This window comes from Actinomycetospora lemnae (assembly GCF_028737315.1).
Lineage (GTDB): Bacteria > Actinomycetota > Actinomycetes > Mycobacteriales > Pseudonocardiaceae > Actinomycetospora > Actinomycetospora lemnae.
In genome coordinates, this window is sequence record NZ_JAQZAO010000003.1 from 161452 (window position 1) to 174065 (window position 12614).

General features: G+C 73.0%; 17 protein-coding genes and 1 tRNA gene. 16 read left to right on the top strand and 2 right to left on the bottom strand.

Annotated elements, in window-relative coordinates; all coding sequences use genetic code 11:
* Positions 1 to 13: 13 nt before the first annotated feature.
* From clpS to PGB27_RS07670, 7 genes are all read left to right on the top strand, one after another.
* A complete protein-coding gene (gene clpS / locus PGB27_RS07640) occupies positions 14 to 316 on the top strand; it encodes an ATP-dependent Clp protease adapter ClpS (protein WP_408630037.1) in 303 nt (100 codons plus the stop codon).
* 5 nt (positions 317 to 321) lie between these two features.
* On the top strand, positions 322 to 879 hold the full coding sequence (locus PGB27_RS07645) for a DUF2017 domain-containing protein (RefSeq protein ID WP_274199768.1): 558 nt from the start codon (positions 322 to 324) through the stop codon (positions 877 to 879).
* A gap of 39 nt (positions 880 to 918) precedes the next feature.
* Positions 919 to 1401, top strand: coding sequence for a M67 family metallopeptidase (locus tag PGB27_RS07650; protein ID WP_274199769.1), 483 nt, complete (start codon positions 919 to 921; stop codon positions 1399 to 1401).
* 141 nt (positions 1402 to 1542) lie between these two features.
* A complete protein-coding gene (locus PGB27_RS07655) occupies positions 1543 to 1821 on the top strand; it encodes a MoaD/ThiS family protein (RefSeq protein WP_274200129.1) in 279 nt (92 codons plus the stop codon).
* A gap of 31 nt (positions 1822 to 1852) precedes the next feature.
* Positions 1853 to 2803 (top strand): PLP-dependent cysteine synthase family protein, encoded by a 951-nt coding sequence (locus tag PGB27_RS07660; RefSeq protein WP_274199770.1) that lies wholly within the window; start codon positions 1853 to 1855, stop codon positions 2801 to 2803.
* 79 nt (positions 2804 to 2882) lie between these two features.
* Positions 2883 to 3518 carry a rhomboid family intramembrane serine protease gene (locus PGB27_RS07665; RefSeq protein WP_274199771.1) on the top strand — a complete coding sequence of 212 codons (636 nt, stop codon included), beginning with the start codon at positions 2883 to 2885 and terminating at the stop codon, positions 3516 to 3518.
* A gap of 88 nt (positions 3519 to 3606) precedes the next feature.
* A complete protein-coding gene (locus tag PGB27_RS07670; protein ID WP_274199772.1) occupies positions 3607 to 4365 on the top strand; it encodes an MBL fold metallo-hydrolase in 759 nt (252 codons plus the stop codon).
* 2 nt (positions 4366 to 4367) lie between these two features.
* Here the strand turns inward: PGB27_RS07670 and PGB27_RS07675 are convergent, their stop codons facing one another.
* Positions 4368 to 5786 carry a DHA2 family efflux MFS transporter permease subunit gene (locus PGB27_RS07675; RefSeq protein ID WP_274199773.1) on the bottom strand — a complete coding sequence of 473 codons (1419 nt, stop codon included), beginning with the start codon at positions 5784 to 5786 and terminating at the stop codon, positions 4368 to 4370.
* A 61-nt stretch (positions 5787 to 5847) separates the two neighbouring features.
* Here PGB27_RS07675 and rph point away from each other — a divergent pair, with 61 nt between their 5' ends.
* The 6 genes from rph (at position 5848) to PGB27_RS07705 (ending at position 9484) form a co-directional block, all read left to right on the top strand.
* A complete protein-coding gene (gene rph / locus PGB27_RS07680; RefSeq protein ID WP_274199774.1) occupies positions 5848 to 6591 on the top strand; it encodes a ribonuclease PH in 744 nt (247 codons plus the stop codon).
* A 32-nt stretch (positions 6592 to 6623) separates the two neighbouring features.
* Positions 6624 to 7229 carry an RdgB/HAM1 family non-canonical purine NTP pyrophosphatase gene (gene rdgB / locus PGB27_RS07685; RefSeq protein WP_274200130.1) on the top strand — a complete coding sequence of 202 codons (606 nt, stop codon included), beginning with the start codon at positions 6624 to 6626 and terminating at the stop codon, positions 7227 to 7229.
* A gap of 42 nt (positions 7230 to 7271) precedes the next feature.
* The gene (locus PGB27_RS07690) at positions 7272 to 7874 is read left to right on the top strand and encodes a class I SAM-dependent methyltransferase (protein ID WP_274199775.1); all 603 of its coding nucleotides are present in this window, start codon (positions 7272 to 7274) and stop codon (positions 7872 to 7874) included.
* Positions 7871 to 8701 carry an alpha/beta fold hydrolase gene (locus PGB27_RS07695; protein ID WP_274199776.1) on the top strand — a complete coding sequence of 277 codons (831 nt, stop codon included), beginning with the start codon at positions 7871 to 7873 and terminating at the stop codon, positions 8699 to 8701. Before PGB27_RS07690 ends, PGB27_RS07695 begins: the two co-directional genes overlap by 4 nt.
* A gap of 52 nt (positions 8702 to 8753) precedes the next feature.
* Entirely contained in the window at positions 8754 to 9398 is a 645-nt protein-coding gene (locus PGB27_RS07700; RefSeq protein WP_274199777.1) for an HNH endonuclease signature motif containing protein, read from the top strand.
* Between the two features lie 13 nt (positions 9399 to 9411).
* Positions 9412 to 9484, top strand: a tRNA-Leu gene (locus PGB27_RS07705).
* 5 nt (positions 9485 to 9489) lie between these two features.
* On the opposite strand, the gene bcp is transcribed toward PGB27_RS07705, so the two are convergent.
* Entirely contained in the window at positions 9490 to 9963 is a 474-nt protein-coding gene (gene bcp, locus PGB27_RS07710) for a thioredoxin-dependent thiol peroxidase (RefSeq protein WP_274199778.1), read from the bottom strand.
* An 86-nt stretch (positions 9964 to 10049) separates the two neighbouring features.
* Here bcp and PGB27_RS07715 point away from each other — a divergent pair, with 86 nt between their 5' ends.
* From PGB27_RS07715 to PGB27_RS07725, 3 genes are all read left to right on the top strand, one after another.
* Positions 10050 to 10271 carry a DUF3618 domain-containing protein gene (locus PGB27_RS07715; RefSeq protein WP_274199779.1) on the top strand — a complete coding sequence of 74 codons (222 nt, stop codon included), beginning with the start codon at positions 10050 to 10052 and terminating at the stop codon, positions 10269 to 10271.
* 164 nt (positions 10272 to 10435) lie between these two features.
* Positions 10436 to 12091, top strand: a complete 1656-nt coding sequence (locus PGB27_RS07720; RefSeq protein ID WP_274200131.1) for an AMP-binding protein — start codon at positions 10436 to 10438, stop codon at positions 12089 to 12091.
* 34 nt (positions 12092 to 12125) lie between these two features.
* Positions 12126 to 12557 carry an acyl-CoA thioesterase gene (locus PGB27_RS07725; RefSeq protein WP_274199780.1) on the top strand — a complete coding sequence of 144 codons (432 nt, stop codon included), beginning with the start codon at positions 12126 to 12128 and terminating at the stop codon, positions 12555 to 12557.
* Positions 12558 to 12614: the final 57 nt, after the last annotated feature.

The window sequence follows — 12614 nt, forward strand, 5'->3', positions numbered from 1 at the left end:
GCCTCCCGTCGTCCTGTCCGCTCCGGCCGAACCCGAGGTCGACGAACGGACCGAGGCGGAGGTCGACGAGGCCACCCTCGCCGACACGCCGTGGCAGACGATCGTGTGGAACGACCCCGTCAACCTCATGTCGTACGTCACGTACGTGTTCCAGAAGCTCTTCGGCTACGACAAGGCCAAGGCCACCGCGCTGATGCTCGACGTGCACCACAAGGGCCGGGCGACGGTGTCGTCGGGCAGCCGCGAGAAGGTCGAGGGCGACGTCGCCCGCCTGCACGCCGCGGGCCTCTGGGCGACCATGCAGCGGGCGAGCTAGCGAGGGTGAAGGCCTGGAAACGGCAGGGCCGGGGTGACCGCGTGCGCTACGTCGCGGTCCTCGAGCGGCCCGAGGCGTCGGTGCTGCGGGGCCTGATGGGCCAGGTCGAGCAGATGCTCACCGGCCGCGGGGCCGAGTCGCCCGACGACGAGCTCGCGGCGCTGACGGGCATCCGCACCGGTCCGTCCACCCCGCCGGACGACCCGGTGCTCGCGCGCCTGCTGCCCGATTTCGCCTCGTCGGCCGAGGAGGACGCGGGCGAGCTGTCGGCGGCCCTGCGCTCGGTGCGCGAGCCCGAGCTCATCGAGGCCAAGCAGGCCGCCATCGCCACGGTGCTCGCCACCTGCCCGCCCGGTGGCGGGCGCGTCGAGCTCGCCCCGTCCCAGGCCGAGGAGTGGCTCGCCGCGGTCAACGACGTGCGCCTCGCCCTCGGCGTCGCGCTCGAGGTGACCGAGGACATGCCCGAGCAGCTCCCGGCCGACGACCCCCGCGCCGACCACCTGCCCGTCTACCACTGGCTGACCTGGCTGCAGGACTCGCTGGTGACGACCCTGACGGCGTAGCGGCGAGCTGACCGGCCCCGCGTTCCGTATCGTGGAGGCGTGCTGGTGATCCGGGCCGACCTCGTCGAGCAGATGGTCGCGCACGCCCGCCGGGACCACCCGGACGAGGCCTGCGGCATCCTCGCGGGCCCCGACGACGGCTCCGACCGGCCGCAGCGGTTCGTGCCGATGGAGAACGCCGAGCGCTCGCCGACGTTCTACCGCTTCGACTCGATGGAGCAGCTGCGGGTCTACCAGGAGATGGACGCGAACGACGAGGTCCCCGTCGTCGTCTACCACTCCCACACCGCCACCGAGCCCTACCCGTCGCGCACCGACATCTCGCTGGCGAGCGAGCCGTTCGCGCACTACGTGCTGGTGGGCACCCGCGATCCCGAGCACCACGAGCTGCGCTCGTACCGCATCGTCGACGGCGAGGTCACCGAGGAGGAGGTGCAGGTCGTGGAGAACTACATGTTCGCCCACACCGGCACCCCCGACGTCCCCGACAAGGCCGACGTCCCGGACCCCGCCGCACCCTGACGGCCCCACGCCGCCCGCGCCCGTCCCGTCGGCGCCGTCTCGACGGGTCACGGAATGTCGCGTGACCGTGGGACGCTGTCCGTGCCAGGACCCCGCGGTACGCCGCGATCGATGAGCACCACCACGAACCGGAGGGAATCCGTGTCCGCCACCGTCTCGATCCCGACCATCCTGCGCACGCACACCGGCGGCGAGAAGCAGGTCAAGGCCGAGGGCTCGACGCTGCAGGAGGTCATCACCGACCTCGAGGCCAACCACCCCGGCATCAAGGACCGGCTGGTCACCGACGGCGCGCTGCACCGGTTCGTCAACGTCTACGTGAACGACGAGGACGTCCGCTTCAGCGGCGGCCTCGACGCGCAGGTGCCCGACGGCGGCACCGTCACCATCCTGCCCGCGGTCGCGGGCGGGGCCCGCTGACCAGCGCACCGCTGCGCTCCAGGAGAGGCCCATGGCCCGGTACGACTCCCTGATCCACGCCCTGGGCGAGACGCCCATGGTCGGCCTGCCGTCCTTCTCGCCCGCGCCGCACGTGCGGCTGTGGGCGAAGCTCGAGGACCGCAACCCGACGGGGTCGATCAAGGACCGGCCGGCGCTGCGGATGATCGAGGCGGCCGAGGCCGACGGCCGGCTCACGCCCGGCTGCACCATCCTCGAGCCGACCTCGGGCAACACCGGCATCTCGTTGGCCATGGCCGCCAAGCTCAAGGGCTACGAGCTGGTCTGCGTCATGCCCGAGAACACCTCGGCCGAGCGGCGCCAGCTGCTCGAGATGTACGGCGCCCGGATCATCTTCTCGCCGGCCGCCGGGGGGTCGAACCAGGCCGTGGCCACGGCCAAGGAGATCGCCGCGCAGCACGCGGACTGGGTGATGCTCTACCAGTACGGCAACCCGGCCAACGCCTTCGCGCACTACGAGGGCACCGGGCCGGAGATCCTGCGGGACATGCCGACGATCACCCACTTCGTCGCGGGGCTGGGCACCACCGGCACGCTCGTCGGCACCGGGCGCTACCTGCGCGAGCACAAGCCCGACTGCCAGATCATCGCCGCCGAGCCCCGCTACGGCGAGCTGGTCTACGGGCTGCGCAACATCGCCGAGGGCTTCGTCCCGGAGCTCTACGACCCCGACGTGCTCACCGGCCGGTACTCGGTCGGGGCCTACGACGCACTGCGGCGCACCCGCCAGCTGGTCGAGCAGGAGGGGATCTTCGCCGGCATCTCGACCGGCGGGATCCTCCACGCCGCGCTGGCCCAGGCCGAGAAGGCGGCGGGCGCGGACGACGAGGCGGACATCGTCATGGTCGTGTGCGACGGCGGGTGGAAGTACCTGTCCACCGGTGCCTACTCCGGCACGCTCGAGGAGGCCGCCGAGGCCCTCGAGGGCCAGCTCTGGGCGTAGCGTCCAGGGGTCGTCTCCCCTGGAAACCCCCGGGTCGAACCCACAGGGATCCGGCGCGCGCGGCCGTAACCTCGAGGGCGTGACCAGCCCGGCGCGTCCGTCACCCCGCCTCCTGCCCGCGCACCCGCTGCGGGCGGCCGTCCTCATGGTCGGGATCGTGGCCGTCCTCTGGCTCCTCGAGCTGGCGGACCGCACGGTCTTCGTCTCCCTCGACCCGCCGCAGGGCCTCGACGACGACGGCATCGTGCCGCGCACGCTCGACGGGCTCGGCGGCATCCTGTGGGCGCCGCTGCTGCACGGCGGCTTCGACCACCTCGCGAGCAACACCGTGCCGCTGCTCGTGTTCGGGTTCCTCGTGCTCGCGGGCGGGCTGGGCCAGTTCATCGCGGTGACGGCGGTGATCTGGATCGTCAGCGGCGTCGGCACCTGGCTCATCGGCAGCCCCGGCTCGACGATCGGCGCCTCCGGGATCATCTTCGGCTGGTTCGCGTTCCTGCTGGTCCGCGGCTTCTTCGCCCGGTCGGCCGGGCAGATCGTGCTCGCCGTCGTCCTCTTCCTGATCTACGGCGGCCTCCTGCTGGGCGTGCTGCCGAGCAACCCGGGCATCTCGTGGCAGGCCCACCTGTGCGGGGCGATCGGGGGCATCCTCGCCGCGCGCATCGCCGTCACGGCCGACCGCCGGCGCACCCCGCCCGGCACGCCCGCGGTGCCGTGAGCGCGCCGGGCGAGATCGTGCCCGTTCCGTGACCGGAGCGGTCCCCTGCCCTGTGCGTTCGGGTAGGTCGGGCCCGTAGGGTGCGCCCGTGGAACTGATCGTCCTGGGGTGTTCCGGCAGCGGCGCCGGACCGCACTCCCCGGCCTCGGGCTACCTCGTGCGCGCGGACGACACGTCCCTGGTGCTCGACCTCGGCAACGGGTCGTTCGGTGTGCTCCAGCGGCACATGGACCCCTTCGAGCTCGACGCGCTGGTGCTCTCCCACCTCCACCCCGACCACTGCGCCGACGTCTCCGGCCTGATCGTCCACCGGCGCTACCACCCCGACGGCCCCGGCAAGGTCATCCCGCTGCACGGGCCCACCGAGTCCGAGGTGCGCCTCGCCGTGGCCTACGCGCCGTCGTCGGACGAGCGCGTCGCCACCGACCTCACCGACGTGTTCTCCCACCGGCCGTTCGTCCACGGCCCCACCGCGGTCGGTCCCGTCGCGCTGACCAGCGCGCCGGTCGACCACCCGTGCGAGGCCTACGGCGTCCGCCTCGAGCACGAGGGCCGCAGCCTCGTGTACTCCGGCGACACCGGGCCGTGCCGCGAGCTCGTCGACCTCGCCCGTGGCGCCGACGTGCTGCTGTGCGAGGCGACGTGGTCCGACGGTCCCGAGCGCCCGCCCGGCGTCCACCTCTCGGGCCGGCAGGCCGGCCGCATCGCCCGCGAGGCCGGCGTGCAGCGGCTCCTGCTCACGCACGTGCCGGCCTGGGCGGACGGCCCGGCGCTGCTGGCCGAGGCGCGCGAGGAGTTCTCGGGCCCGGCCGAGCTCGTCGTGCCGGACGGGCACTACACGATCTGAGCTCAGGTCCGGGCCGGCTCCGGCGCGGCCGCCTTCCGCGGGGCCGGCAGGAACAGGGCCGCGACGACCGACCCCAGCACGATCACCGCCGCGACGGCGAACGCCCGCGTCGTGCCCGCGGTCGCGGCCACCGGGGCGGCCGCGCCCGTCGCCGTCACCGACGCCGTGTGCGCCGCCGCCAGCGTCGAGAGCACCGACAGCCCGACCGCGCCGCCGATCTGGCGCGACGTGGTCACGAGCCCGCTGACCAGCCCCGCGAGCCCGGCCTCGACCCCGCTCGTCGCGGCCGTCGTCACCGCGGGGAAGACGATGCCCATGCCGAGCGACACGGCGATGCCGGGCCCGAGGACACCGGCCACCCAGCTCGTGGTCGGGGTGAGCAGCGCGAACCACGCGAAGCCCGCCGCGGTCAGCGTGCCCCCGCCCACGATCAGCGCCCGTGCCCCGATGCGCGGCAGCAGCCACGACGAGATCTGCGAGCCGATGACGATCGAGAACGATTGCGGCAGGAACGCCAGCCCCGCGGTCAGTGCGTCGAACCCGAGCACGCCCTGCATGTGCAGCGAGACGAAGAACCACATCGAGAACATCGACGACGTGATGAGCAGGATGACGACGTTCGCCGTGGTCACCGAGCGGATGCGGAACACCCACAGCGGCACGAGGGGGTGGCGGCTGCGCCGCTGCGAGAACACGAACGCGGTCAGCAGCACCACCGCGGCGGCCACCCCACCCAGCACGCGGGGCGAGGTCCACGGTGCCGACTCCAGCGACACCACCCCGTAGACCAGCGCCACGAGCCCGCCGGTGACGAGGACCGCGCCCGTCACGTCGAGGCCCGGCCGCTCCTCGGCGCGCGTCTCGTGGACGACGGCGAGGGCGAGCAGCGCGGTGAGGACCACGACCGGCACGTTGACCAGGAAGATCCAGCGCCAGCTCAGCAGGGCGACGAGCACCCCGCCGGCCAGCCCGCCCGCGGCGCCGCCGACCCCGCCCATCGCCGACCACCACCCGAACGCCCGCGACCGGTCCGCGCCCTCGGGGTAGGTGGTCTGGAGGATCACGAGCGACGCGGGGGAGAGGACCGCGCCGCCCAGGCCCTGCACGGCCCGCGCGGCGAGCAGCAGGGCCGGGTCGTTCGCCAGGCCGCCGATGAGGCTCGCCAGGCCGAAGAGGGCGAGCCCGACGAGGAAGACGCGCCGGCGTCCGAAGAGGTCCGCCGCCCGGCCGCCGAGCAACAGGAAGCCCGCGAAGGCGAGCGTGTACGCGTTGACCACCCAGGCCAGGCCCTCGGCGTCGAACCCCAGCGCCTCCCGCATCGCCGGCAGCGCGACGTTCACGATCGACACGTCGAGCACGACCATGAACTGCGCGAGACAGCTCGCGAACAGCACGAGGCCGGTCCGGCCGTCGGTACGCACGAGGGTCCACGCTAGGCCCGACGGCCGGTGCGGTGCCGGGTGAGACCTAGGGTGGTCGCCCGTGGCACGCAGCGACGGCAGGGCGGACGACGAGCTCCGCGAGATCAGCATCAGTCGGGGGTTCCAGCAGCACCCGGCGGGATCGGTGCTCGTCTCGTTCGGGCAGACCACGGTGCTGTGCGCGGCCAGCGTCACCGAGGGCGTCCCGCGGTGGCGGCAGGGCAGCGGGCTGGGGTGGCTCACCGCGGAGTACGCGATGCTGCCCTCGGCGACGCACACGCGCGGCGACCGTGAGTCGGTCAAGGGGCGCGTCGGCGGGCGCACCCACGAGATCAGCCGGCTCGTCGGGCGGGCGCTGCGCGCGGCGATCGACCTGCGCGCGCTCGGCGAGAACACGATCCAGATCGACTGCGACGTCCTGCAGGCCGACGGCGGGACGCGCACCGCGGCGATCACCGGCGCCTACGTGGCCCTCGCCGACGCCGTGACCTGGCTGCGCGCCCACAAGCGCCTCGCCGACCCGCAGCCCCTGTCGTGCTCGATCGCCGCCGTGTCGGTGGGGGTCGTCGACGGGCGGGTGCGCCTCGACCTGCCCTACGAGGAGGACTCGCGGGCCGAGGTCGACATGAACGTCGTCGCCACCGACACCGGCACGCTCGTCGAGGTCCAGGGCACCGGCGAGGGCGCCACCTACACGCGCGCGACCCTCGACGCCATGCTGGACTCGGCGCTGGCCGGCTGCGCGCGCCTCACCGAGCTCCAGGCCGCCGCGCTCGCCGAGCCCTACCCCGGGGAGCTGCCGTGACAGAGCCGATGGGTCGAGCTCCGCACCGCTCCGTGTCCCGGATCCTGCTCGCGACGAGGAACGACGCCAAGCTCGCGGAGCTGCGGCGGATGGTCACGGCGGAGGGCGTCGAGGTCGTCGGGCTCGGCGACGTCCCGGAGTTCCCCGAGGCGCCCGAGGTCGGCGCCACGTTCGAGGAGAACGCGCTGGCCAAGGCCCGGGACGCGGCGCGGGCCACGGGGCTCGTGGCCGTCGCCGACGACTCCGGCCTCGCCGTCGACGCGCTGAACGGGATGCCCGGCATCCTCTCCGCGCGCTGGTCGGGCCGCACGGGCGACCGTCTCGAGCGCGACGCCCGCAACCTCGCCCTCCTCCTCGACCAGATGGCCGACGTCCCGGAGGAACGGCGCGGCGCCGCGTTCGTCTGCGCCGCGGCGGCCGCGCATCCCGACGGGCGCGAGGTCGTCGTCGTCGAGCGCTGGCCGGGGACCCTCATCCGCCTGCCGCGCGGCACCAACGGCTTCGGGTACGACCCGGCGTTCGTGCCGGAGGGCGAGTCGCGGACCTCGGCGGAGATGGCCCCGGAGGAGAAGGACGCGGTGTCGCACCGGGCGCGGGCGCTGCGGGCGCTGATCCCTCGGCTCCCCGAGCTGGCCTGATCCCGTGGTCCAGCTCCGCTTCGCTCCGTGTCCGGTCATGCCGTGACCGACCAGTACTTCTCCGAGCAGCCCACGTCGGCCTCCGACCCGGTCTCCTACCGGCTGGAGATCGGCGGGGTCGCGCTCGACCTCACCACCGACGCCGGGGTGTTCGCGCGCGGCCGCCTCGACAAGGGCACGCGCATCCTGCTCGAGAACGCCCCCGACCCGGCGGAGACCGGCGACCTGCTCGACCTCGGGTGCGGCTACGGCCCCATCGCGCTCTGGCTCGCCGCGCAGCGCCCGGGGTCGACGGTGTGGGCGGTCGACGTCAACGACCGCGCGCTGGACCTCGTCCGGTCCAACGCCGCGACGGCCCGCCTGACCAACGTCCGCGCCCGCCGTCCCGAGGAGGTGCCCGACGAGGTGCGGTTCGCGGAGATGTGGTCCAACCCGCCGATCCGGTCGGGCAAGGCCGCGCTGCACGAGCTGCTGCTGCGGTGGCTGCCGCGCGTCGACGGGTCGTCGTACCTGGTCGTCAGCAAGAACCTGGGCTCGGACTCCCTGGCGCGGTGGCTGGGCGAGCAGGGGCACCCGACGTCGCGGTTGTCGTCCCATGCGGGGTTCCGGGTCCTTGCCGTGGAGAGATCGGAGACCGCGTCGTGATCGCCTATGCGCACGAGGGCAACGGCGTCCCGGTGGTCTGCCTGCACGGCTGGCCCGGGGCCGCGACCGACTACCGCGCCCTGCTGCCGCTGCTCGAGCGCGACGCGCAGGTCGTGGTGCCGGACCTGCTGGGCTTCGGGGCGTCGTTCACGCCGGGCGACGAGCAGCGGCCGGCGTCGGACTTCGGCCGCGACGCGCAGGCCGCCGCGGTGCTCGAGGTGATGGACCACCTCGGGTTCGACGACGCCGTCCTCGTCGGCTATGACGTCGGCGGGACGACGGCGACCCACCTCGCGCGGACCCGGCCCGACCGCGTGCGCGCGCTCGTGCTCGGCAACGCCATCCATCCCGGTGCGGCGCGGGCGGCGCTCGACGACGACCACCGCGCCGAGTTCTGGTACCAGGACTTCCACCAGCTCGGGCTCGTGGAGAGCCTGGTCGACGGGTCCGCGGCGACCGTGCGGGCGTACCTGGAGCACTTCTGGTCGCACTGGGGCCACCGGGGGATCGCGGCGGCGACCGACGACCTCGTCGAGGCCTACGCCCGCCCGGGCGCGTTCACGGTGTCGGTGAACTGGTACCGCTCGGGCTCGGCGACGCTGCGCACGGCGCTCGCGTTGCGCGGCCAGGACCCGCCGGCGCCGGTGACCGTGCCGACGGCGGTGCTCTGGGGCGACCAGGACCCGCTCTTCCCGCCGCGCCTGGCCGAGGGGCTGGAGCAGGCGTTCAGCGACCTGCGCGGCGTCTGGCACCTCGAGGACGTCGGGCACTTCGTGCCGCTGGAGGCGGCGAACGAGGTGGCCGCGGCGGTGCGGGCGTTCCTGTAGGAGTTCAGCGGAACCGGCCTCGTTCGAACGCGTGTTCGACGAAGATGGGGTCATGCCCCCCGCACGATCCTGGACCGACGAGCAGCTCCGCGACGCCGTCGCCGCGAGCACCAATCTCCGTCAGGTGCACGTCGCCCTCGGCGTCGCGCCGGGTGGCTATCGCGTGCTCCTCGCTCACATCCGCCGGCTCGGTCTCGACACCTCGCACCTCGACCTGACGCCACGGACGCGACGCCGCGGTGACTGGACCGACGGCGACCTCGCCGACGTGGTCCGACGCGTCGCCACGACGTCCGACGTCCTCCGTGAGCTCGGCTATCGCCCGAGTGGCGGAATGCACCGCTACATCAGCGCCCGGATCGCCCACCTCGGCCTCGACACGTCGCACTTCACCGGCCGGGCGTCGACGCGCGGCAGGACGTTCCCGGGTCGCGGCGCGCGACCGCTGGAGGAATTGCTCGTGTCGGGTTCGGTGATCTCCTCGGCGAAGCTGCGGGTGCGGCTCGTGAAGGCCGGGCTCAAGGAGGAGCGGTGCGAGGTCTGCGGGCTCTCGGAGTGGTTGGGCCGACCCCTCTCGCTGCAACTCGACCACACCAACGGCGACCACACCGACAACCGCCTCGAGAACCTCCGTATCCTCTGCGCCAACTGTCACTCGCAGACCGAGACGTGGTGCGCCCGCGGTCGGAAGAGGTAGACCAACTGGCAGAGCCGGCGTAGCCCAAAGGCAGAGGCACACCCCTTAGGAGGGTGGCAGTGCGGGTTCGACTCCCGCCGCCGGCACCCCCTTAGAGCTTCAGGTCCCGCAGCAGCCGGCCCACGTGGCCGGTGGCCTTGACCGCGTACTGGGCCTCCTCGATCTTCCCGTCGGCGTCGACGAGGAAGGTCGAGCGGATGACGCCGGTGGTGGTCTTCCCGTACATGGTCTTCTCGCCCCAGGCGCCCCAGGCCTGCATGACGCCCTTGTCGGGGTCGGAGAGCAGCGGGAAGGTCAGGCCCTCCTTGTCGCGGAACCTCGCGAGCTTCTCGGGCTTGTCCGGCGAGATGCCCAGCACCGCCACGTCGGCGTCGTCGAACGTCGCCAGGTTGTCCCGGAAGTCGCAGGCCTCCTTGGTGCACCCCGGGGTCATGGCGGCCGGGTAGAAGTACACGAGGACGCGGCGTCCCCGGAAGTCCGCCAGCGACACCGTCTCGCCACGATCGGAGGTGAGCGAGAAGTCAGGGGCGGGTTGACCGGGGGCCAGGCGGGTATCGGCGGTCACGGGCGGGCAGGATAGCCGCCGACCACACGCCGGTCGCCTCCCCAGCGAGGACCGTCCGGGCGACGAGACGACCAACGGGAGGTGCCGTGGCACGGGACGCGGACGCCATCGAGAAGGACATCCAGCAGGCCCGCGAGGCGTTGGCCGGCGCCCTCGACGAGCTCTCCGAGCGGGCGAACCCCCAGCGCCTCTCGGAGCAGGGCAAGGAGATGGCCGCGCAGAAGTGGGCGGACCCCCGCGTGAAGTACGCCGTCTACGCCGCCGGCGCGCTCGTGGGGCTGCTGATCCTCCGCAAGCTGTTCAAGTAGGGAGGCCCGACGTCGGCGGCGAGGTGGTAGAACCGCCTCGCCACCGGCTGCGTGGCCGGACTGACGAGGAGGTCTCCGCAGTGCCCGAGCTCAGCAAGGCCGCGACCGAGTTCCGCCGGGCGCGGGACCTGCTGCTGGAGCGGCGCGAGGACCTCGACGCCGCGATGCGGGACTTCGACTGGCCGCAGCTCGACGAGTTCAACTGGGCGCTCGAGCACTTCGACGCCATCGGCGCCGACCCCGGCAGCGCCCAGCGCCCGGCGCTGTGGATCGTCGAGGAGGACGGGCGCGAGCAGAAGTACTCGTTCGCCGACATGAGCGAGCGCTCGAACCGCGTCGCCAACTGGCTGCGCGCGCAGGGCGTCGGCCGCGGCGACCGGATCATCCTCATGCTCGCCAACCAGGTCGAGCTGTGGGACACGATTCTCGCGGCGATGAAGCTCGGCGCGATCCTCATCCCGTCGACGCCGATGCTCGGCCCGGCCGACCTGCGCGACCGCATCGACCGTGGGCACGCGCGTCACGTCGTGGTCCGCGACGTCGACGTCGACAAGTTCGACGACGTGCCCGGGGACTACACCCGGATCGCCGTCGGCTCGGGGACGGAGGCCCGCATCACCGAGCCGTGGCTGGACTTCGCCGCGGCCTACGACGCGCCCGCGGAGTTCACCCCCGACGGACCCACCAAGGGCAGCGACACGCTGCTGCTCTACTTCACCAGCGGCACGACGGCGAAGCCGAAGCTCGTCGAGCACACGCACACGAGCTACCCCGTGGGGCACCTGTCGACGATGTACTGGATCGGCCTGCAGCCCGGCGACGTCCACCTCAACGTCGCCTCGCCGGGCTGGGCGAAGCACGCGTGGTCGAACGTGTTCGCGCCGTGGATCGCCGAGGCGACGATCTTCATCTACAACTACACGAAGTTCGACGCGGACCGGCTGCTCGACATCATGGTCGAGAAGGGCGTCAGCACCTTCTGCGCGCCGCCGACCGTGTGGCGCATGCTCATCCAGGCCGACCTGACCCGCGTGCAGGTGCCGGTGCGCGAGCTCGTCGGCGCCGGGGAGCCGCTGAACCCCGAGGTCATCGAGCAGGTCCGCGAGGCCTGGGGCATGACGATCCGCGACGGGTTCGGGCAGACCGAGTCGACGCTGCAGATCGGCAACCCGCCCGGCCAGCCGGTCAAGGACGGCTCGATGGGGCGGCCGCTGCCCGGCTACCCGATCGTGCTGGTCGACCCGGTCAGCGGGGAGCGCAGCGACGAGGGGGAGATCTGCATCGACCTCGCGCAGCGCCCGCTCGGGCTCATGGTCGGCTACAAGGACGACCAGGAGCGCAACGACGAGGTCATGCGCGACGGGCTGTACCACACCGGCGACGTCGGCTCGCGCGACGCGGACGGGTACATCACCTACATCGGCCGCTCCGACGACGTGTTCAAGGCATCGGACTACCGCATCAGCCCCTTCGAGCTCGAGAGCGTGCTCATCGAGCACGACGCCGTCGCCGAGGCCGCGGTCGTGCCCTCGCCCGACCCGCTGCGCCTGGCCGTGCCCAAGGCGTACGTGGTGCTCTCGTCGCGGTACGAGGCCTCACGCGAGACCGCGCTGGCGATCCTGCGCCACGCGCGCGAGAACCTGCCGGCGTACAAGCGCGTGCGGCGCCTGGAGTTCTACGAGCTGCCGAAGACGATCTCCGGGAAGATCCGCCGCGTCGAGCTGCGGACCCGCGAGACCGACCTGCGCTCCGACCCGTCCGCCGGCGCCGCGCCCGAGGGGGAGTACCGGGACGAGGACTTCCCGGAGCTGCGCCAGTGACCCCGGGAGAGGCAGCATCGAGGACAGCACGCCGATGGGGGAGCTCGAGCCGATGACCTACGCGTTCCCGGTGGTCCCGCGCTACGCGGAGGTCGACCAGCAGGGCGTGGTGTTCAACGGGCACTACCTGACGTGGTTCGACGAGGCCTTCACCGGCTTCCTCGACCACGCCGGGATGTCCTACCCCGACCTCATCGCGGCGGGTGTGGACGTCATGGTGGTGCACTCCGAGCTCGACTACCGCGGGTCGGTGCGGTGGCGCGACGACGCCCGGGTCGAGGTCGTCTGCGAGCGGCAGGGGACGACGAGCTTCACGCTCGGGTTCAGCGTCTACCGCTCGGCGGACGAGGTCGCGGTGACGGGCCGCAACGTCTACGTCGTCGTCGTGAAGGACGAGGCGACGGGCGCGTGGTCCAAGGCCCCGGGCATCCCGGAGAAGCTCGCGGCGGCGCTGTCGGGGGCGTGAGGCTCGCGCACCGACCGGGGAGCGAGGGACGCCCCCGCTGCGCCGGACGCAGCGGAG